Source organism: Undibacterium sp. YM2, assembly GCF_009937975.1.
In the GTDB taxonomy this organism is placed as follows: Bacteria; Pseudomonadota; Gammaproteobacteria; order Burkholderiales; family Burkholderiaceae_D; genus Undibacterium.
Window position 1 is genome coordinate 3,411,650 of record NZ_AP018441.1, and the last position, 21,785, is coordinate 3,433,434.

A 21,785-nucleotide genomic window follows, 5' to 3' on the forward strand; every position below is an offset into this window, starting at 1 on the left:
AAATTAAGTACTACAATAAATCAATTAACTGGCAGCGATGATCGCAAGAAAATCTTGTGACTTCAGTGCAGCCCCACCAATCAAACCACCATCAATATCGGGCATTGCCAATAACTCCTTGGCATTTTCCGGCTTCATGCTACCACCATACAAAATCTGTACTTTTTCTGCCGCCCCAGCGTCACGGGCAGCTACTTGCTGACGCAGGAAACGATGCACTTCTTGCGCCATTTCAGGCGTTGCGGTTTTACCCGTACCAATTGCCCACACCGGCTCATAGGCAATCACCAGACCAACAAGACTATCCAGCACATCCAGCACTGCATTCAACTGCGCAGCCACAACCGCATTTGTCTGACCACTCTCGCGCTGCTCCAGGGTTTCGCCCACGCAAACTATAGGCAAGACACCATGCTTCAATAATTGTTGAGCCTTGTGCGCTACCAGCTCATTTGTTTCAGCATGATAAGCACGGCGCTCAGAGTGCCCGACAATTGCATATTTACAAGCACAATCCTGCAACATGGAGGCGGAAATCTCACCTGTGTAAGCACCATGCGCATGCACAGATACATCTTGCGCACCCCAGCTCACAGCAGTACCGCTCAACAATTCTGCACATTGCGCAAAATAAGGCGCAGGAGCACAAACCAGCACATCACACTCCAAACTGGCAGGCAAACCCGCCTTGACTTCAGACAACAATGAACGGTTGGCAGCAAAACTACCATTCATTTTCCAGTTACCGGCTATTAAGGTGCGTCGCATAGTGAGCCAAAATATAAATAACCGTCTATTGTAGCCTTCGCCGCAGACAGGGTCAAACCAGCAAGACCAGTTTTTACATTCCGAAGTTACTATAAAGACATATTTACATCAAATTTATGACCAACATGGCAATTTTGCAAGCATCGGCACTTCCAGAGCAGGTTTAATCAAAAACAACAAGCAGCGGGCTAATCCAGAGTCAGCATGATTTTCCCTATATGCAAGCCCTCTTCCATCATTGCATGCGCCTGGGCAGCCTGCTCCAGAGGAAAAGCCTGGTGTATTACGGGGACGATTTCTTTTGATACCAGCAGCGGCCAGACATGTTCTTGCAGTTCTGTCGATATTTTTGCCTTGAAGGCAACAGAGCGCGGGCGCAGTGTGGAGCCCGTCACGGTCAAACGCCTACGCAAGACCTGCCCCAGGTCAAGCTCAGCCGAGTTACCACCAAGCAGCGCAATAATCGCCAGCCTGCCATCATCGGCGAGGCAATTGATTTCTTTTGGCACATAGGAACCTGCCACCATATCCAGAATGACATCAACACCCTTACCTGCTGTTAATTCCTTGACGACTTCGACAAAATTTTCGGTTTTGTAGTTGATACCGCGCTCAGCACCCAGTTTTTCAGTCGCTTTGCACTTCTCGTCCGATCCTGCGGTGGCAAACACTCTATGTCCCAATGCCTTGGCAATCTGGATTGCTGCTACACCTATACCTGAAGTACCTCCCTGCACCAGAAAACTTTCGCCAGGCGACAGATGCGCGCGCTGGAATACATTACTCCAGACAGTAAAATAGGTTTCCGGCAGCGAGGCCGCCTCTATCATGGACATGCCCGCTGGTGTCTTCAGGCACTGACCCGCAGGTGCCACGCAATACTCCGCATAACCCCCCCCTGCACCAATGCGCAAACCTGGTCACCCAACTCAAATCCACTATCCTGCACATCTCCACCTACTATTTCGCCAGCCACCTCCAGACCAGGCAAATCCGAGGCACCTGGTGGCACAGGATAAAAACCAAGGCGCTGCAAGACATCAGGCCGATTCACGCCCGCCGCTGCGACCTTGATCAATAGCTCCCCTTTGCCTGCCACTGGAACTGGCCTGGTGCAAATTTGCAAGACTTCAGGCTTGCCATATTGGGTAATTTCAATTGCGCGCATTTCAGTTTTCATCTTCAGCCTTTGTAGGAGTCCAGCGATACAGTACGCAATTGTAAGCCAATAAAAAACGCCCGTGCGAGACGGGCGTTTTCAACTCATTTGCAACTTATTTTTAATTCACTCAGCCCAAAGGCTGCGTGAATTTATTACTGCTGCTGTTGTTGCTGTTGTTGCGGCTGAGCTTGCGCTTCAGATTCAGAAGCAGCTGCTTTCATCGACAACTTGAAGCGACCGCGATCATCAGTTTCCAGCACTTTAACGCGTACTTGCTGACCTTCTTTGAGGTAGTCAGCAACTGCATTCACGCGCTCATTGGCGATCTGACTGATGTGCAACAAACCATCTTTACCTGGCATGATTTGTACGATCGCGCCGAAGTCCAGCAATTTCAATACTGTGCCTTCGTAGATTTTGCCAACTTCAACTTCTGCAGTCAACTCTTCGATACGGCGCTTGGCTTCCTGACCAGCTGCGGCATCAACAGAAGCGATAGTCACGACGCCTTCATCACTGATATCGATTTGCGTGCCAGTTTCTTCTGTCAGAGCACGGATCACTGCACCACCCTTACCGATCACATCACGGATTTTTTCAGGGTTGATCTTGATCGTGATCAGGCGCGGAGCAAAGTCAGACAATTCAGATTTGCCAACAGGTACGGCTTCCTGCATTTTACCCAGGATATGGATACGGCCCTCTTTAGCTTGCGCCAAAGCGACTTGCATGATTTCTTTGGTGATACCCTGGATTTTGATATCCATTTGCAGGGCAGTAATGCCTTCTGCAGTACCGGCTACTTTAAAGTCCATGTCGCCCAGGTGATCTTCATCACCCAGGATATCTGTCAGAACGGCAAACTTGTTACCATCCTTGATCAGGCCCATGGCGATACCGGCAACGTGTGCTTTCATCGGCACGCCAGCATCCATCAAGGCCAGGCAGCCGCCACAGACAGAAGCCATGGAAGAAGAGCCATTGGATTCTGTAATTTCGGATACCAGACGGACTGAGTAGCTGAAATCTTCAGGATCAGGCAGAGCAGCTTGCAACGCACGTTTCGCCAGACGGCCATGGCCGATTTCACGACGTTTAGGCGTGCCAACACGGCCTGTTTCGCCAGTAGCGAACGGAGGCATGTTGTAATGCAGCATGAAGCGGTCGGAGTATTCACCCATCAGCGCATCAATTTTTTGCTCATCACGAGCAGTGCCCAGAGTTGCAATCACCAGAGCCTGAGTTTCACCACGTGTGAACAGGGCTGTACCATGCGTACGCGGCAAAACACCAGTACGGATAGTGATAGGACGCACAGTGCGTGTATCACGACCATCAATACGTGGCTCGCCTTCCAGGATTTGGGAACGAACGATTTTCGCTTCCAGATCAAACAGGATATTGCCAACTTCAGATGAATCAGGAGCAGCTTCGCCTTTGGCAGCAGCTTGCTCAGCCAGCGCCGCAGCAACTGCAGACGTTGCCGCCTTCAATTGCTCAGTACGTGCTTGTTTTTCTTTGGTTTGATATGCAGTGCGCAACAGAGGTTCCGCAACCGCTGTAACAGCAGCGATCAGTGGCTCATTTTTTGCAGCAGGTGCCCACTGAACTTCAGGCTTACCACCGTCACGGACCAGTTCATGGATCGCATCAATCACAGCCTTCATTTGCGTGTGGCCGTAAACAACCGCGCCCAGCATGATTTCTTCAGACAATTGCTGCGCTTCAGACTCAACCATCAACACAGCCTGCTCAGTACCAGCAACAACCAGATCCAGCTTGGATTGTTTCAGTTGCGTTGCAGTTGGATTCAATACATATTGACCATCGATATAACCAACACGTGCCGCACCAACCGGGCCACTGAATGGGATGCCAGCAACGGAAATCGCTGCAGAAGCACCGATCATGGCTGCGATATCAGGATCGATTTCTGGATTGACAGACAAAACATGCACAATGACCTGAACTTCGTTCAGATAGCCTTCTGGGAACAGAGGGCGAATTGGGCGATCGATCAAACGGGAAGTCAGTGTTTCTTTTTCTGATGGACGACCTTCACGCTTGAAGAAACCGCCAGGAATACGGCCGGCAGCGTAAGTTTTTTCCATGTAATCCACGGTCAGAGGAAAGAAATCCTGACCTGGTTTTGCATCTTTTTTTGCAACTACGGTTGCCAGTACAACAGTATCTTCTATGGATACCATGACCGCGCCAGAAGCCTGGCGGGCGATTTCGCCGGTTTCCAGTGTTACCTGGTGTTGGCCGTATTGGAAGGTTTTGGTAATTTTATTAAACACAATGTGTCCTTTCTATTTTGCCGACAGATTTTCAGGCGCTGTCGTTCACCTCACCACGAGCAATCCGCCTGGATTGCTTTTTGCCTGTTTTTTAATATTTACATCAAAAACCGGGCTAAAACTGGAAAAAACTAAAACTCTAGATGGACAAAAAGCCTGCGGCAGTTAACTGACGCAGGCTTTTTGCTACAAATCTTTTGCTAAATTCAGCAAGAATTACTTACGCAAGCCGAGTTTTTCGATCAGTGAGCGATAGCGATTCAGGTCTTTACCTTTCAGGTAAGACAACAGACTCTTACGACGGTTAACCATCATGATCAAACCACGACGTGAGTGGTGATCTTTAGAGTGAGCTTTGAAGTGACCATTCAGATCATTGATACGTGCAGTCAACAGAGCAACTTGCACTTCAGGAGAGCCTGTGTCGTTTTGACCACGGGCATTGTCCGCTACGATAGCGGCTTTTGCGTTTTTTTCGATAGACATGATTTTCCTTAACATGCGATAACAATAGTCGAATGGTATTAACTATAACCATACAAACCATCATTATCGTGACATAACAATTCCGCCGGAATGACGGAACGCGTGACTATAACACCGTTTTTAGCCAGAATCAAATTTGCTTTAAATCTGGGGGTTCAACTTCTCTGTCTTGGATTGCAATTTATTCAATGCCGACAAATAAGCTTTCGCTGAAGCAACAACAATATCAGGATCAGCCCCCACGCCATTGACAATGCGGCCAGCCTTGGACAGGCGCATGGTGACTTCACCCTGGGACTGGGTACCAGTAGTGATCGCATTCACAGAGAACAACAGCAACTCTGCGCCACTCTGCACTTTGGAATCAATGGCATTGACGATAGCATCGACCGGGCCATTGCCATTACCTTCGCAAGTGACTTCCTTACCATCTGAAGTAAATACAACTTTGGCATACGGCAGCTCGCCCGTCTCAGACCGCTGGGACAAAGACACATAGTGGAAAGCATCGTTGTTGTGCGCATGCTCCTCATCAGACACCAGGGCAAGAATATCTTCATCGAATATTTCCGACTTGCGGTCAGCCAGTTCCTTGAAGCGGGCAAAGGCAGCATTGACTTCAGTTTCCGACTCCAGCGCTATACCCAATTCTTCCAGGCGCTGCTTGAATGCATTACGACCAGATAATTTACCCAACACCAGTTTATTCGCACTCCAGCCCACGTCTTCGGCACGCATGATCTCGTAAGTATCACGCGCTTTCAAGATACCGTCCTGATGGATGCCAGATGCATGGGCAAAGGCATTCGCACCTACCACGGCTTTGTTAGGCTGTACGGCAAAACCAGTGATTTGCGACACCAGCTTGGATGCAGGTACGATCTGGCTAATGTCTATGCCCAGTTGCAAATCAAAGTAGTCTTTGCGGGTACGCACTGCCATGACGATTTCTTCGAGTGCGGTATTACCTGCACGCTCACCCAGGCCATTGATGGTACATTCAATCTGACGTGCGCCGCCTATCATGACACCGGCCAGGGAATTGGCCACAGCCATGCCCAGGTCATTGTGGCAATGCACAGACCAGACCGCCTTGTCAGAATTGGGGATGCGTTCACGCAAAGACTTCAGCATATTGCCATACAGCTCAGGCACGGCATAGCCAACTGTGTCAGCAAAGTTGATCGTGGTCGCACCTTCTTTAATGACCGCTTCCAGCACCCGGCACAAGAAATCCATATCTGAGCGACTGCCATCTTCAGGACTGAACTCAACATCATCCGTAAAATTGCGGGCATAGCGCACGGCTTGTATGGCTTGCTCCAATACCTGATCCGGCGTCATGCGCAACTTCTTTTCCATGTGCAGAGGAGACGTTGCGATGAAGGTATGAATACGCTTGCGTTGCGCGGCCTGCAAGGCTTCTGCGGCGCGGGCGATGTCGCGGTCATTGGCGCGCGACAAAGAGCAGATCGTCGAGTCCTTGACGATGGAAGCAATCGCCTTGATGGATTCAAAATCGCCAGGAGATGCCGCCGCAAAACCGGCTTCAATCACATCGACCTTCATCCTTTCCAGTTGCTTGGCAATACGGATTTTTTCATCCTTGGTCATGGATGCGCCAGGGGATTGTTCGCCATCACGCAAGGTTGTGTCGAATATGATGAGTTTGTCGGCCATGCTATTGCTCCTGATATGATTTAAGTCTGAAATGTCGTAGATGTAAAACTGCAAACTGTGAATATTCTTTGACCTACCCTTGCAAGACGCACATGGGTGGCGAGACTACTCGAATTGTGGGTATAGGGGGATTTAGCGCGTGAACGCTAGTAGAGATGTCAGCAATAGCAGACCAGACAGGCCTGCCATAGTGTTTTTTGCTATTGATGTAGATGCGGAGTTCATGCCAAAGACTATAAGCGCAAAGGCAGAAAAGTGCAAGAATTTATAGCAGGAAAATCCTGTTTTTATGAGGCAGAAAAGCAAAAAAGCCGCAATACATTTTCTGCATTGCGACTTTTCTTGAAAAACACCGAATTTAATCTGGTCACGCGAGTTTTGATACCGGCTTATTTATCATCATGGTGATGATCATCAACACTGGTTTGCACAATGCTGACCGGCCTGCCCTTGCGCCAGCGCCACAGCAAGACAACATAGCCAGACAAGCCATACAGGACAAACAGGCCAAACAAGACCTTGGGTGGATCACTGACGACCGCAACATAGGCCAGCACGATGAGGAAAGGCGCAATGAATGGTACAGACTTACGCAGGTTCACGTCCTTGAAACTATAGAAAGGCACATTGGTCACCATCGTCAAACCAGCGAACAAGGTAATACTCCAGGTACTCCAACTCAAGTCACGTCCGAGAAAATGCAAATCTTCCATCAGCAAGACAAAGCCAGCAACCAGCGCGGCTGCCGCAGGACTGGGCAAGCCCTGGAAATACCGCTTATCGACTACACCAATATTGGTATTGAAACGTGCCAGCCGCAAAGCTGCGCCGGCGCAATAGACAAAAGCCGCCAACCAGCCAAGCTTGCCCATTCCCTTCAACGACCATTCATAAGCCACCAGTGCCGGTGCAGCACCAAAGGAAATCATGTCTGACAAACTATCGTATTGCGCCCCAAACTCACTCTGGGTATTGGTCATGCGGGCGACGCGACCGTCCAGACTATCCAGCACCATGGCCGCGAAAATCGCCAGGGCCGACCGGTCAAAACGTTGATCCATTGCCATGACAATCGCATAAAAACCGCAAAACAGGGCTGCAGTAGTAAACGCATTTGGCAATAAATAAATGCCGCGCCGCCTCTTGGGAGCGGTCTCTGGAGCAACGGCCTCAACAGATTGTTGCGTTTTGCGTATACCCTTGGGAAAAAGCTTGAAATTACCCTTGGGCTTGCGTCGATTAGGTGTGGACATGCGGTTATTTCGTAAAAGCTTGCCCAGTAACAACCGGACAATAGAAATCAAAAGTGTGGGAAGTATAACCGTGATTATTGGTCACGAAAACAATTCGCATACTTGCATGACATGCTTGTGACAGTAAAAAGCTGGCATAACAACATCCATATAAACAAAAATCGCCCTTGCGGGCGATTTTTAGTCTTCGAGCCGTCTGCGCTTGCAAGCGCAGACGAGATGATGCCCGGCGATCTGAAGAATTAATTCTTCGATTGATCAACTAGTTTGTTTTTAGCGATCCAAGTGCACTTGAAGGCGTAAAAAAGTCGTCCAAGTGGACGACTTTTAGCCTTCGAGCTGTGTGCGCCTACGAGCGCACACTGGATGATGCCCGGCGATCTTAAAAATTAGTTTTTGGATTGATCAACCAATTTGTTTTTAGCGATCCAAGGCATCATGGCACGCAATTTCGCGCCCACTTCTTCGATCTGGTGCTCAGCAGTCAAACGACGGCGGGAGATCAAAGTAGGTGCGCCTGCCTTGTTTTCCAGGATGAAGCTCTTCGCGTATTCACCAGTCTGAATATCTTTCAGGCACTGGCGCATGGCGTTCTTGGTGTCTTCTGTAACGACTTTAGGGCCAGTCACATATTCACCGTATTCTGCATTGTTGGAGATCGAGTAGTTCATGTTGGCGATACCGCCTTCATAGATCAGGTCAACGATCAGCTTCAATTCATGCAGACATTCGAAGTAAGCCATTTCTGGTGCATAGCCAGCTTCAACCAGGGTTTCGAAACCGGCCTTGATCAGCTCAACCGCACCGCCGCACAGAACTGCTTGTTCACCGAACAAATCAGTCTCTGTTTCTTCACGGAAGTTGGTTTCGATGATGCCAGCACGGCCACCACCGTTAGCCATCGCATAAGACAAGGCGATGTCACGAGCAGAACCGGATTTATCCTGATATACAGCGATCAGGTGAGGCACGCCGCCACCCTGGCTGTAAGTACCGCGCACAGTGTGGCCAGGTGCTTTAGGAGCGATCATGATGACGTCCAGATCAGCGCGTGGCACAACTTGACCGTAGTGAACATTGAAGCCGTGGGCAAATGCCAGTACTGCGCCTTGTTTGGCGTGAGGTGCAACGTTTTCAGCGTAAACCTGGGCAATGTTTTCATCTGGCAGCAAAATCATGATGACGTCAGCTGCTTTAACTGCGTCATTGACTTCAGCCACGTTCAGGCCAGCATTTTTTGCCTTGTCCCATGAAGCGCCGCCCTTACGCAGAGCAACAGTGACTTTACAGCCGGAATCATTCAAGTTCTGTGCGTGTGCATGCCCTTGAGAACCGTAGCCGATGATAGCAACGTTTTTGCCTTTGATCAGGGAGAGATCACAATCTTTGTCGTAGAAAACTTTCATTTTGTATCCTAATAATTAAGTATTTTTGTAGGGGGTGGCGTATGCCTGAAACTATTTTTAAACCTTGAGGATGCGTTCGCCGCGTCCTATGCCTGAACCACCGGTACGTACCGTTTCCAGAATTGCCGCACGGTCGATTGAATCGATGAAAGCATCCAATTTACCTTTATTACCGGTCAATTCTATGGTGTAGGTCTTTTCGGTGACATCAATGATGCGGCCACGGAAAATATCAGCGGTGCGCTTCATTTCTTCGCGTTCCTTGCCGACCGCTCTTACCTTGATCAGCATCAGTTCGCGTTCTATGTGCGCGCCCTCGGTCAGATCAACCACCTTGACTACCTCAATCAGGCGGTTCAAATGTTTGGTGATCTGTTCGATGATGTCGTCAGAACCAGAAGTCACGATCGTCATACGTGACAAGGTCGGGTCTTCGGTCGGTGCGACCGTCAGGGTTTCAATGTTATAGCCGCGCGCAGAAAACAGACCGACCACACGGGACAAGGCACCGGCTTCATTTTCAAGAAGGATGGAAATAATATGTCTCATTACAGATCCTCCGAACCCAGCAACATTTCAGTCAAGCCCTTGCCTGCCTTGACCATAGGCCAGACATTCTCGGTTTGATCAGTAATGAAATTCATGAATACCAGTCTGTCTTTCATGGCAAAGGCTTCACGCACTGCACCATCGACGTCTGCCGGGTTTTCTATCTTCATGCCGACGTGACCATAAGCTTCCACCAGCTTGGTGAAATCAGGCAAAGAGTCCATATAAGACTCAGAATAACGTGAACCATAATCAATCTGCTGCCACTGCCTGACCATGCCAAGGAAGCGGTTGTTCAACAGAATAATTTTTGGTGTCAGGTGATATTGCTTGCAGGTCGCGAGCTCCTGTATGCACATCTGTATCGAGGCTTCGCCAGTGATACAGGCAACAGTCGCATCTGGATTAGCCATCTGCACACCCATGGCGTACGGCAAACCGACACCCATGGTACCCAGACCACCGGAATTGATCCAGCGACGTGGTTTATCAAAGCGATAGTATTGCGCAGCCCACATCTGATGCTGGCCTACGTCAGAGGTAACGAAGGCATCGCCCTTGGTCACTTCCCAGACTTTTTCAACTACGGACTGTGGCTTGATGACTTCATTCGAAGTCGGGTATTTCAGGCATTCACGACCACGCCATTCATTGACCTGCTTCCACCAGGCAGCCAGTGCCTTGGGATCAGGACGTGTCTCAACCGTACTCAGTTGCGACAGCATTTCCTGCAACACGTCTTTGACATTGCCCACGATAGGAATATCAACCTTGACGCGCTTGGAAATCGACGATGGGTCAATATCAATATGAATGATCTTGCGCGGATGCGAAGCAAAATGCTTGGGATTGCCGATCACACGGTCATCAAAACGTGCGCCAATGGCGATCAGCACGTCACAGTGTTGCATGGCCATATTGGCTTCGTAAGTACCATGCATGCCTGGCATGCCGACGAATTTTTCATCACTGGCACGGTAGGCACCCAGACCCATCAGGGTATTGGTACATGGGAAGCCCAGCAAATCGACCAGCTTGTTCAATTCCGGCGCCGCATGCGCGAGTATCACGCCGCCACCGGTATAAATCATGGGGCGCTCAGCCTGCAACAGCAATTGCACAGCCTTGCGAATTTGACCTGCATGCCCTTTGTCGACTGGCTTGTAAGAGCGCATTTCGACTTCTTTAGGGTAGCTATAGGTAGTTTTGTGCATGCTGATATCTTTAGGGATATCCACCAGCACAGGACCTGGACGACCTGTCGTTGCTATATAGAATGCTTTTTTGACGGTCTCGGCCAGGTCCCTGACGTCTTTCACCAAAAAATTATGCTTGACGCAAGGACGGGTAATGCCAACGGTATCACATTCCTGGAAAGCATCCTGGCCGATAACGGCACTGGGCACCTGACCTGAAATGATCACCATGGGAATCGAATCCATGTAAGCAGTTGCCAGGCCAGTTACCGCATTGGTAACGCCAGGTCCAGAAGTGACCAGAGCCACACCTACTTTATTGGAGGAACGGGAATAAGCATCGGCAGCATGAACTGCAGCCTGCTCATGACGCACCAGGATATGTTGAAACTTGTCCTGATTGAAAATCGCGTCATAGATATAGAGTACGGCACCGCCCGGATATCCGAATACGTGCTCAACACCCTCTTCGGCCAGACACTTGACAAGTATCTCTGCGCCTGTAAATTCTGAACTCATAAATTGTGTCCTTTCAAGGTCCATAGGAGATTGATCGGATGTTCTTTCCTGGCGAAATCGACATGTAAATACCGGAAAGCTGAAATCCCTTTACGTGCGGTCACATTCCCCTTTACACATCCGTTGGATATGGTGCCAGGCAAGGCTTAGTGCACTCGTTCAATCAGTATTAAGGCTTTACAACGACAGACTTCTCACGCTTGTGGCATGGGTCAGAACAAACAGCTACTTAAAGCAAACTTGTCGACAACGGCATTGTGGGCTGTTACAGACAAGTATTTTGTGCCCCGAGATTTTGGAGCGGACTCACAAGGTACTGCGTCGCAGCAATTTGGTCAAGGAAAATTCTATAAGAAAAGAAACTTATTTGCCGTTAAAATGTTATCAAATGACAATAAACCACAAAATTCAGGACATAAGCACGTATTTTTGCTAGCATGTGCGCAATTTTGCATAGCCAGCTTCTTTAGCTCAACGCCATTGATCGCCATTGATCAAAGCCAATGCGTAACGACAATGAGGAAGCCGCGCCTGCTATAACAACGTAACTCAACGCAAAGCAAACGTAAAGCGCGTAACTGCCAACAATGGCCACAGACAAAGAATTATCCAGCTTTTTGGAAGGTGTAGAACGACGCGCTTTCAAACATGCTGTCTATACGGTAAGAAATGAAGAGTCTGCTCTGGACATTGTCCAGGAAGCAATGATCAAGCTCGCCGAAAAATACGGCGATAAACCGGCGGCAGAATTGCCCATGCTGTTCCAGCGCATACTGCAAAACACTATCCTGGATTTTTTTCGCCGGGAAAAGGTCAGAAACACCTGGGTCAGCTTGTTTTCCAGCATTACGCCGTCAAATAACCAGGACGACGATAATTTTGACTTACTGGAAAGTTATGCTGAAGAAGGCTCGGAATCATCCGAGTCCAGTGCCGACAAGATAGAACGTGAGCAAGTTCTTAACATAATTGACGAAGAAATAAAAAAACTTCCAGCACGTCAACGGGAAGCATTCCTCATGCGTTATTGGGAAGACATGGATGTAGCGGAAACCGCCGCTGCAATGGGTTGCTCAGAAGGTAGCGTCAAAACACACTGCTCCAGGGCAACACACGCATTGGCCGTCACGCTCAAGGCGAAAGGAATACACCTATGAATTACTCAAAAGAAGCAAAAGACCTTGAGTTTGCCTACAAGGTAAGACGGGCTCTGAATGAGTCTGCAGAAAGCCTGCCTGCTCCTACTCTGGACAGGTTGGCGCAAGCACGCAAGGCGGCTTTGGCACGCAAAAAGCAGGAAGCGCCTGCGGCAGTACAGGTATTCAAGGGCGTATTGGCTGGCAACTCTGGATTTTCTTTCCAGGGACCAGGTTCCTGGATGGGCAAACTGGGCCTGGCCCTGCCTTTGCTGGTGCTGGTTGTTGGCTTGCTGGGCATTTATGAATACGAGCAACAGCAAAACATTAATGAACTGGCAGATATTGATACTGCCGTCCTGGTGGATGAATTACCGCCAGCCGCCTATGTTGATACCGGGTTCAGTGCTTATTTGAACAAAACGGAGGAGTAGTAGTGACGTTTGCGTTAATACCGAATACTGTTTGTCTCATTATTCTGTCTCTTGCAATACCGCTGGCTTTTGCCGGCGGTATTTCTGTTCCTGCGTCCAATCCACAAAGCACAGCTAAAGCCAGCACTGGCCTGCTGGGTGGCAGCACTTTGAGCAAACCGCTGTGGACAGAACTCAGTGCAGCACAGAAACAGGCTTTGGCACCATTGAGTCCGGAATGGGACAAGATGTCAGAACTCGGTAAGAAAAAATGGCTGGGTATCGCCGATCGTTACGCAACGATGAAGCCGGACGAGCAAGCCAGGTTGCAAGAGCGCATGCGCGACTGGGTCAAACTGACCCCTGAGCAACGCATGGCTGCCCGCGAAAATTATGCAAAATCAACACAACTCAAGCCTGAGCACAAGTCGGCCCAATGGCAACAATATCAACAGCTGAGTGAAGAAGAAAAAAAACGCCTCGCAGATGAAAACCAGAAAAAGAAAAGTGTGACCAATCTCCCATCAGAATCTGTCAAGAATCCGAAAATCCTGACCCCAATCAAGGTAGGCCCGACGCCGCCTAGCACATCAGCGCCAGCAGTTAAAGTAATTACACCGCCTGCAACAGTGATTGCAGCTCCAGTCGCTTCATCTGTCATTGCCACACCGGCATCTACCGCTACCGATAGCACTGCTGCCAGCGCACCTGCGTCCCAAAACAAGTAATCCCGTGAATTCTGATCTGACTGCCCCAGCCATACGTCGCCGCCTGATTTGCATGGTCTATGAGGCCATGCTGCTGTTTGGCATCGTTTTTGTCTCCGGCTTTATCTTTGATGTGATTACGCAAAGCAAACATGCCCTGACCTTGCGTCATGCCCGCCAGTTCTGGCTGTTTCTCGTTATCGGAGCTTATTTTGTGTTTTGCTGGAGCCGCAGTGGCCAAACTCTGGCCATGCAGACCTGGCGCATCAAGGTGGTCGATCTGGATGGCAGCAAACTCCCCGTAGTCAAGGCCATTGTGCGCTACTGCCTGGCATGGATGTGGTTTTTGCCCGCCATGGCGCTGGACTATCAACTTGGCTTAAAAGAGTGGCAAATGGCTGGCGTGGTCATCGCCGGCATGCTGGCCTGGGCATACACCGCCCGTTTCGACAAGCAGGGCCAGTTCTTGCATGACCGTCTGGCCAAGACCAGATTGATCCATATTCCCTCAGAAATTGAGCTGAAAGCACAGTCAGGAACCTGATACTCTTTTGATGTTGCGCTTTCAATGTTATTCTTATGAAATAAATTATCGAGAAGAATGACATGCAACACAAAGCTCCTCGTCGCACCAGGGAACGCATACTTGAGTTATCCCTGCGCCTTTTCAATGAATTCGGTGAACCCAATATCACCACAACTGTGATTGCTGAGGAAATGAATATTTCCCCGGGCAATCTGTATTATCATTTCCGCAACAAAGACGACATCGTCAATTCCATCTTTGTGCAGTTCGAGGCAGAGATCAACAAGAAGCTGGCTTTCCCTGAAGGGCGCAAAGCCAATATCCAGGATATCTGGACTTACCTTCACCTGACGTTTGAACTGGTCTGGCGTTATCGCTTTTTCTACCGCGACCTCAATGACCTGCTCTCCAGGAACCGCAAGTTGGAACTGAATTTCAAAGAGATACTAACGCACAAGATCAAGGTCGCGACCGAATTGTGCAATGGCTTGCGCGCCGATGGTGAATTTGAAGCCAGCGATATCGATATCGACGCCTTGGCGACCAATATGGTGGTAGTTGCAACTTACTGGCTGTCGTATGAATATGTCCGTAATCCGCGCAAATATACCGAACTGCAAACTATGTCAGAGTCGCTGGCACGTGGCTGTTATCAGGTGATTGTGCTGATCAGCCCTTACCTGCGCGGAGAAACCAAGAACGTCTTTGAGAAACTGTCGCAAGACTATTTGCGCAAGATCAATCCAGCATGAAGAATATTTGCGTCTATTGCGGCTCTTCGCCAGGCATTACGGCAGACTATGCCATTGCAGCACGCCAACTGGCTGCTGAACTGGTCAGGCAAAACCTTGGCCTGGTGTATGGCGGTGGCAATGTCGGCCTCATGGGCGTCATTGCAGATGAAGTCATGCGCCTGGGCGGCAGAGTCACGGGTGTCATCCCCAAAGCATTGATGGATAAAGAAGTTGGCCATACTGGCCTGAGCTCCCTGCATGTAGTTGCCAATATGCATGAACGCAAGGCCATGATGGCCGATTTGTCGGATGCCTTCATCGCCATGCCCGGCGGCATAGGCACACTCGAAGAATTATTTGAAGTGCTGACCTGGTCGCAACTGGGTTTTCATGAAAAGCCTGTTGGTTTATACAATATCAATGATTTTTACCAAAAACTGCATGATTTTCTCCTGCACACGGTAGAACAGGGCTTCTTGCGGCCTGGCCATCTGGACTTGCTGTATGTGGAAACCGACCCAGCCCAGCTCTTGCAGAAGTTTGCCAACTATCGCCCGGTGCACGTGAAAAAATGGCTGGAAGTCAAAGACCTTTGATTTCTCTGCATGCCTGAAGCTTTACTCAAGGGCCAAAACCGCATGGCAAGGCCAAAAGCAGAGTAAAATGCGGCTTCATCCGACTTTTCGTGTTTATTTCAAATTATGAAATTTTCCAAGCAATTCTCTTTGTACGAATCCGAAGCAACCAACTTCATCAAAGACTTGAAAAAAACCAATCCTGCACTGGAGCAAAGCCAGCGCGATGGCCGTGCCCTGCTGTGGGACAAGCAAGCGATAGATCTGGATACGCAAAAACGCAATCTCGAATCGCGTATTAACCAGCAAGCCTACGTGTATCAAAACAAAGGCTAAGGCTAATACAGCCTGCCCTGATACCCAGATCAATCCGGAAAGCTAGTGAGCGCCACAGCAGCGTTAACCCCAACCGATTTACCCTTGGTTGGCGCAACCGACAGCACGCCTGATGTTGTCGATGGTCTGGCATTTGCCAAGCTGTATGGTGAGCCGCTGTTCAAGCTGCCGACAGATCTGTACATCCCCCCGACGCGCTGGAAATATTCCTGGAGGCATTTGAAGGCCCGCTGGATTTGCTGCTGTACCTGATACGCAAGCAAAACTTCAATATCCTTGATATTCCAATGGCGCAAGTCACACTGCAGTATCTGCAGTACGTCGATCAGATACGCAAACACAATCTGGAACTGGCGGCCGAGTACCTGCTGATGGCGGCCATGCTCATCGAGATCAAATCCCGCATGCTGCTGCCCTCCAACAAGAGCACAGACAGCGAAGAAGCAGATGATCCGCGCGCCGAACTGGTACGCCGCCTGCTCGAATATGAACAGATGAAGCTGGCCGCTTACGATCTCAATGCCGTACCACAACTGGGCCGTGATTTTTTGCATGCCCAGGTGTTTGTCGAACAAAACACCGTGCTGCACTGGCCGCATGTCGATATCGCTGACCTGCAGTCTGCCTGGGCAGATGTATTGAAGCGCGCTACGCTTGTCACCCACCATAAGATCAGCCGCGAAGAACTGTCTGTGCGCGAACACATGACGGGTATCTTGCGCAAGCTGCAGTCATCCAAGTTTGTTGAATTTTCAGATTTGTTTGACGTCAGCCGTGGTGCGCCAGTGCTGGTCGTGAATTTTGTCGCCTTGCTTGAACTGGCCAAAGAAACCCTGATAGAAATCACCCAGGCTGAAGCCTTTGCGCCTATTTATGTGCGCCTGGCCTATTCGCCTGCCTGATGGCAAGAACAAAAACCATTCCTCACTAAAGAGCCGTAACATGAAAATCATTTCCTCCATTGAAGAATTGCGCGACCAGTTAAGTGGACAATTGCGTACTGCATTTGTACCCACCATGGGCAATTTGCATGAAGGGCATTTATCCCTGATGCGGCTGGCAAAAAAACATGGCGACCCTGTAGTCGCCTCGATTTTCGTGAACCGCCTGCAGTTTGGCCCGAATGAAGATTTCGACAAATACCCACGCACTTTCCAGGCTGACGTCGAGAAGCTGGAAAAAGAAGGCGTGTATGTCCTGTTTGCACCGACTGAAAAAGACCTGTATCCAGAACCGCAAGAATACCGCGTGCGCCCACCGGATGATCTGGGCAATATCCTCGAAGGTGAATTCCGCCCTGGATTTTTCACTGGTGTCACCACCGTTGTACTAAAGCTGTTCTCTTGCGTGCAGCCACGCGTTGCCGTCTTTGGTAAAAAAGATTATCAGCAGCTCATGATCGTGCGCAATATGAGCAAACAATTTGCCTTGCCGACAGAAATCATCGCCGCCGAAACTTTCAGGGCAGAAGATGGCCTGGCACTATCTTCGCGCAATATGTATCTGTCACCCGAAGAACGCGCCGAGGCACCTGCCTTGTATAAAGTCTTGAATGAAGTCGCAGCAGAAGTACGTGGCGGCCATCTGGATATGTTTGAACTCGAACGTCAGGCCATGGCAAAACTGGCGACACGCAACTGGAAACCGGATTACATCTCGATACGCAAACGCGCCGACTTGCAACCACCATCTGCTGGCGATCTCGCCCAGCAATCACCGCTGGTGGTAGTCGCTGCCGCCAAACTGGGTGGCACACGCCTGATCGACAATCTGGAAATTTGATGCGTCGTTTTCAATTGCTAACAGGCAGCCTTGCGCTTGCAGCCTGCCTGACTGGGAGTCTTGCATCAACCAGTTCGTATGCTGCCATCACGGTACTGGATGATGCACAACGCCCAGTCACGCTAGAAAAACCTGCGCAACGCGTCGTCAGCCTGGCACCGCATATCACTGAGATGCTGTTCGAGGCAGGCGCGGCAAATAACATCATCGCAGTGACTGATTACAGTGATTATCCCGAGGCTGCGAAAAAACTGCCATCGATAGGTAATATTTTTGCACTGGACCTGGAGCGTCTGCTCTCCCTCAAGCCAGATCTGGTCATCGTCTGGGGTACGGGTAATGCAAAAATCCTGGCCAATAAATTGCGCAGCAACCACATTACAGTGTTTGAAAGTGAGCCCCATAATTTTGAAATGGTGGCAACTTCGATAGAAAGACTGGCGACACTGGCTGGTACTGAAAGTACTGGTAAAGCCAATGCCCAAAAATTCAGGCAGCGTCTCGACAATCTGCGCAAGACTTATCAATTGCCAGCAGGGGCAGCGCCGGTCAGCGTGTATTATCAAATGATACGCAGGCCTTTAATGACCATCAATGACACGCATATGGTGTCTGACTCCATACGTCTGTGCGGAGGCAAAAATGTGTTTGGCCAGCTCAAAGAGTTAAGCTCCACCATCACCAATGAAGCAGTGCTGGCGGCGAACCCTGATGTCATCTTCAGCAGCGGTGAAAATATCGACAGCATGGCAGACTGGAAGCAATACCCGATACTGACAGCCGTAAAGAAAAACAACTTCTACACAGTCAAAGGTGACTGGCTGAACCGCGCGGGGCCACGCATACTCGATGGCACCGAAGCACTTTGTAAACATCTGGCCGCAGCAAGAAGCAAATAAGCGCTGGCAGCAAACAATTTCTATTCAAGCGATAATGTTTGTCTTGCTTGCTGCCGCAAGCCTTACAGATTGATTGCTACTCATGCGCCAAGGTATTTTGTTTGCAGGCTCCGCGTATTTCCTCTGGGGCCTGTTCCCTATTTATTTCAAGACCCTGCACGACGTCCCTGCGCTGGAAATCCTACTGAACCGCATGCTATGGTCATTGCTATTCCTGGTTGGTGTGCTGACCTGGCGCAAGCAATGGGCCTGGGTCAGCACAGCCGTCAGACAACCAAAACTGATAGGCGGCTTTGCACTTAGCGCCGTACTTTTATCGGCCAACTGGTTTGTGTATATCTGGGCTGTCAATCATGGTCATATCGTTGATGCCAGCCTGGGTTATTTCATCACGCCTCTCGTCAATATCCTCATAGGCTCAGTCTTGCTGCGTGAGAAACTGCGTCCAGGTCAATGGCTGTCAGTAGCGCTAGCTGCTGTTGGCGTCGCTTGGCTGACCATACAGACAGGCCATCTGCCATGGATAGGCCTGGTGCTGGCAGCAACTTTTGGCACTTACGGCTTGCTGCGCAAGACTTCTGCCCTGGGTGCACTGGAAGGCTTGTCATTGGAAACCGCCCTGCTCTTCCCATTTGCCTTTGGCTGGCTATGCTGGATGACTTTGCAAGGACAAAACAGCTTCGTCGCCAGCAGCGTGGACATCAAAATGCTGCTGCTCATCAGTGGCCCTATCACTGCCATTCCCTTATTATTGTTTGCTGCTGGCGCCAGGCGCATACCGATGACGACACTGGGATTACTGCAATACATCTCGCCGCTGGTGCAGTTATTGCTCGGTGTGTGGCTATATCATGAACCTTTCGACCACAATAAACTGGCGGGCTTTATCGCCATTTGGGCAGCGCTGTTTGTCTATTCGGCAGAAGGTTTGTGGCGCAATTTCCGCACTGTCAAAATAGAAGCAAAACAAGGCAGCTAAGCGCCAATTGCCGCAAAAAGGCTATATAAATGGTTTCGTGTTAAACTGCGGCCTACGCTAGGGGTCCTGGACATAATATTTCCGGGTGAGAGAGTCCCTTTTACCTGATCTGGATAATGCCAACGAAGGGAAGCGCAAAGTCCCGGTCCCTCCTGCTTCTTTGTTTGCTCCCGCGCTGCCATCCACAACGCATTAAAAGCAAACCAAGAGCACATCATGTCTCACTTTACTGTACGTCCACACTTTTTACGTCCTACCATCATTGCCTGCGCTATCGCCCAGGCTTGCCTGTTGCTGTCATCTGCGCATGCCCAAAGCAGCGCAGGAAACGACAAATCCCTGCCAGAAGTGACTATCACTGGCAGCAAAGGTACAGAAAACAAGGTAGAGCGCAGCAAAGTCACAGGTTTTATCGATGCGGCACTGTTGGATACGCCTAACTCAGTCAATGCCTTCAGCACGGCACAGATGCAAGACCTGCGCATACGCCAGACTACGGATGCGATGAAATATGACGCCAGTGTCAATGATGCGTATAACGCCATTGGTTATGCCGAGCAATTCTCCATACGTGGTTTTGCCTTGGATAATTCCAGCAGCTACCGCAAGGACGGCTTTGCCATTCCCGGTGACGCTTCCATTCCATTGGAAAATAAAGAGCGTGTAGAAATACTCAAGGGAATAGCTGGCTTCCAGGCTGGCTTTGGCACGCCAGGTGGCATCATCAATTATGTGACCAAGCGCCCTGCCAGCTATGCCGTTCGCTCTGCCACATTTGAAATCAGCGAGCGTGGCACTGTATATGGCGCAGCGGACATCAGTGACAATTCCAGCGACAAGCAATTTGGCTTCCGCATCAATGCAGCGGGCGAGCGCCTACGCTCTTATGTCAAAGGGGCTGACGGTAACCGCCAGTTCGTTTCTGCTGCATTTGACTGGCACATCACACCACAAGCCCTGTTGCAAATCGATGCTGACTACCAGCACAAATCGCAATTGTCGGTACCAGGTTTTCAATTATTCAATGGCACTGATTTACCACGTGGCATCCCTGCTGACCTGATGCTCAATGCTCAGCCGTGGGCAAGACCGGTAGATACCCGCAACAGCAATCTTGGCCTGCGTTTTGAATATCAGATCAATGCTGACTGGCGCGCCAGTATCTCAGCCAACAAGCATGAATTCAAGCGCGATGACTACACCGCCTTCCCTTATGGCTGTGGTGCAGCCAATTTGTATCCGGGCTATTGCGCGAATGGTGACTATGATGTGTATGATTATCAAAGCGTGAATGAATCCAAATCGCTGTGGGGCACTCAAGCCCTGCTGAATGGCAAATTCAATCTGGGCGGCATGCAGCACGAGCTGGCTGTTGGCCTCAGCAATTCACAGCGTAAAGATTATTTTGGTGATTATGTGTATGACTATGCGGGCAGCAGCAATTTGTTCCGTCCTGTCAGCGTAATGCCATCTGCAAATAAAACCGGCCCGGTTTTGTTGCGCCGTACTGACAAGGAATGGTCCGCATTTGTACAGGACATTATCAGTCTGCAAAACAATCTGAAACTGCATCTGGGTCTGCGTCATCTGAACATCTCGCGCACCCAGCTTGATAATCCTGGCTATGACCAGAACAAGTTCCTGTCGACGGCTGCGCTGGTTTTCAAACCAGTACAGCAAGTTTCTGTGTACGGTAGTTTTGCCCAGGGACTGGAACATGGCGGCATCGCGCCATTCGGCACCAGCAATGCCAGCCAGATGCTGACCCCTGGCAAATCCACGCAAATTGAATTTGGTGTGAAGGCCGATGTGCAACGTGACCTGAGCCTGTCTGCAGCCATCTTCCGCATCAAGAAGCCGCTGGAATATACCAATAGCAGCAATACCTATGTCAGCAATGGTGAAGCCCTGCATACTGGCCTGGAGCTCTCTGCCCAGGGCAAGCTGACATCGCAACTGAATCTGGGTGCAAGCATCACTGCACTGGACGCCAAACAGCAAAACACCGGCATCATCAGCCTTGATGACAAGCGCGTCATGAATGTGCCGCGTTTCAAATCGACAGTCTATGCAGATTATGCGATAGCTGAAGTCAAAGGTTTGAATGTGAATGCGAGCTGGCAATATGCGAGCAGCAAGGCCTTCAGCCCGGACAATAGCGTTACAGTGCCTGGCTATCACGTTGTCAACCTAGGGGCCCGCTATGCGACGCAAATCGGCAATACGGCCACTACCCTGCGCTTTAATATCGATAATGCACTGGACAAGTTTTACTGGCGTGATGTGACGCAATCACTGGGTGGTTATTTATTCCCTGGGGCGCCGCGCACGTATAAAGTGTCAGCGCAATTTGATTTCTGATACTGCCCGATCCATTCA

The 21,785-nt window shown here is 49.9% G+C and carries 20 protein-coding genes, 2 pseudogenes and 1 riboswitch; of the genes and pseudogenes, 13 read left to right on the plus strand and 9 right to left on the minus strand.

The genetic code is table 11. The features are described 5' to 3' along the window. Positions 1–24: 24 nt before the first annotated feature. The 9 genes and pseudogenes from tpiA to UNDYM_RS15455 form a co-directional block, all read right to left on the minus strand. Positions 25–768: a triose-phosphate isomerase gene (gene tpiA / locus UNDYM_RS15415; RefSeq protein WP_162041818.1), complete on the minus strand. Its 744-nt coding sequence runs from the start codon at positions 766–768 to the stop codon at positions 25–27. Between the two features lie 188 nt (positions 769–956). Continuing rightward, positions 957–1,936, minus strand: a pseudogene (locus UNDYM_RS15420) (NAD(P)H-quinone oxidoreductase). Positions 1,937–2,082: 146 nt separating this feature from the next. Beyond that, a complete protein-coding gene (pnp, locus tag UNDYM_RS15425) occupies positions 2,083–4,230 on the minus strand; it encodes a polyribonucleotide nucleotidyltransferase (RefSeq protein ID WP_162041819.1) in 2,148 nt (715 codons plus the stop codon). Positions 4,231–4,446: 216 nt separating this feature from the next. Further along, the gene (rpsO, locus tag UNDYM_RS15430; protein WP_110253976.1) at positions 4,447–4,716 is read right to left on the minus strand and encodes a 30S ribosomal protein S15; all 270 of its coding nucleotides are present in this window, start codon (positions 4,714–4,716) and stop codon (positions 4,447–4,449) included. A 141-nt stretch (positions 4,717–4,857) separates the two neighbouring features. Beyond that, positions 4,858–6,396 (minus strand): 2-isopropylmalate synthase, encoded by a 1,539-nt coding sequence (locus UNDYM_RS15435; RefSeq protein WP_162041820.1) that lies wholly within the window; start codon positions 6,394–6,396, stop codon positions 4,858–4,860. 389 nt (positions 6,397–6,785) lie between these two features. Then, positions 6,786–7,649 (minus strand): CDP-diacylglycerol--serine O-phosphatidyltransferase, encoded by an 864-nt coding sequence (gene pssA, locus UNDYM_RS15440; protein ID WP_162041821.1) that lies wholly within the window; start codon positions 7,647–7,649, stop codon positions 6,786–6,788. Between the two features lie 389 nt (positions 7,650–8,038). Further along, positions 8,039–9,055 carry a ketol-acid reductoisomerase gene (gene ilvC, locus UNDYM_RS15445; protein ID WP_162041822.1) on the minus strand — a complete coding sequence of 339 codons (1,017 nt, stop codon included), beginning with the start codon at positions 9,053–9,055 and terminating at the stop codon, positions 8,039–8,041. 57 nt (positions 9,056–9,112) lie between these two features. Continuing rightward, complete coding sequence (gene ilvN, locus UNDYM_RS15450) at positions 9,113–9,604, minus strand: acetolactate synthase small subunit (RefSeq protein ID WP_162041823.1); 492 nt, start codon at positions 9,602–9,604, stop codon at positions 9,113–9,115. Beyond that, positions 9,604–11,319, minus strand: a complete 1,716-nt coding sequence (locus UNDYM_RS15455) for an acetolactate synthase 3 catalytic subunit (protein ID WP_162041824.1) — start codon at positions 11,317–11,319, stop codon at positions 9,604–9,606. The genes ilvN and UNDYM_RS15455 overlap by 1 nt, the downstream gene beginning before the upstream one ends. Positions 11,320–11,526: 207 nt before the next feature. Here UNDYM_RS15455 and UNDYM_RS15460 point away from each other — a divergent pair, with 207 nt between their 5' ends. The 13 genes and pseudogenes from UNDYM_RS15460 (at position 11,527) to UNDYM_RS15520 (ending at position 21,767) form a co-directional block, all read left to right on the plus strand. After that, on the plus strand, positions 11,527–11,859 hold the full coding sequence (locus UNDYM_RS15460; protein WP_162041825.1) for a hypothetical protein: 333 nt from the start codon (positions 11,527–11,529) through the stop codon (positions 11,857–11,859). Positions 11,860–11,906: 47 nt separating this feature from the next. Next, positions 11,907–12,476 carry an RNA polymerase sigma factor gene (locus tag UNDYM_RS15465; RefSeq protein WP_162041826.1) on the plus strand — a complete coding sequence of 190 codons (570 nt, stop codon included), beginning with the start codon at positions 11,907–11,909 and terminating at the stop codon, positions 12,474–12,476. After that, positions 12,473–12,889: a DUF3619 family protein gene (locus UNDYM_RS15470; protein ID WP_162041827.1), complete on the plus strand. Its 417-nt coding sequence runs from the start codon at positions 12,473–12,475 to the stop codon at positions 12,887–12,889. The genes UNDYM_RS15465 and UNDYM_RS15470 overlap by 4 nt, the downstream gene beginning before the upstream one ends. A gap of 2 nt (positions 12,890–12,891) precedes the next feature. After that, positions 12,892–13,596, plus strand: coding sequence for a DUF3106 domain-containing protein (locus UNDYM_RS15475; protein WP_162041828.1), 705 nt, complete (start codon positions 12,892–12,894; stop codon positions 13,594–13,596). Positions 13,597–13,600: 4 nt separating this feature from the next. Continuing rightward, entirely contained in the window at positions 13,601–14,119 is a 519-nt protein-coding gene (locus tag UNDYM_RS15480) for an RDD family protein (RefSeq protein ID WP_232063501.1), read from the plus strand. Between the two features lie 62 nt (positions 14,120–14,181). Then, positions 14,182–14,853 carry a TetR/AcrR family transcriptional regulator gene (locus UNDYM_RS15485; protein ID WP_162041829.1) on the plus strand — a complete coding sequence of 224 codons (672 nt, stop codon included), beginning with the start codon at positions 14,182–14,184 and terminating at the stop codon, positions 14,851–14,853. Beyond that, complete coding sequence (locus tag UNDYM_RS15490; protein ID WP_162041830.1) at positions 14,850–15,431, plus strand: TIGR00730 family Rossman fold protein; 582 nt, start codon at positions 14,850–14,852, stop codon at positions 15,429–15,431. The genes UNDYM_RS15485 and UNDYM_RS15490 overlap by 4 nt, the downstream gene beginning before the upstream one ends. Positions 15,432–15,536: 105 nt before the next feature. Further along, on the plus strand, positions 15,537–15,746 hold the full coding sequence (locus tag UNDYM_RS15495) for a DUF3460 family protein (RefSeq protein WP_162041831.1): 210 nt from the start codon (positions 15,537–15,539) through the stop codon (positions 15,744–15,746). Between the two features lie 45 nt (positions 15,747–15,791). Then, positions 15,792–16,648 (plus strand): annotated as a pseudogene (locus tag UNDYM_RS15500) (ScpA family protein). 40 nt (positions 16,649–16,688) lie between these two features. Next, entirely contained in the window at positions 16,689–17,528 is an 840-nt protein-coding gene (gene panC, locus UNDYM_RS15505; protein WP_162041832.1) for a pantoate--beta-alanine ligase, read from the plus strand. Beyond that, positions 17,528–18,427, plus strand: a complete 900-nt coding sequence (locus UNDYM_RS15510) for a cobalamin-binding protein (RefSeq protein WP_162041833.1) — start codon at positions 17,528–17,530, stop codon at positions 18,425–18,427. Before panC ends, UNDYM_RS15510 begins: the two co-directional genes overlap by 1 nt. Positions 18,428–18,509: 82 nt before the next feature. Beyond that, entirely contained in the window at positions 18,510–19,406 is an 897-nt protein-coding gene (gene rarD, locus UNDYM_RS15515; protein ID WP_162041834.1) for an EamA family transporter RarD, read from the plus strand. A 49-nt stretch (positions 19,407–19,455) separates the two neighbouring features. Beyond that, positions 19,456–19,554, plus strand: a riboswitch (TPP riboswitch). Between the two features lie 68 nt (positions 19,555–19,622). Then, positions 19,623–21,767, plus strand: a complete 2,145-nt coding sequence (locus UNDYM_RS15520) for a TonB-dependent siderophore receptor (protein WP_162041835.1) — start codon at positions 19,623–19,625, stop codon at positions 21,765–21,767. The last annotated feature ends 18 nt before the right edge of the window (positions 21,768–21,785 follow it).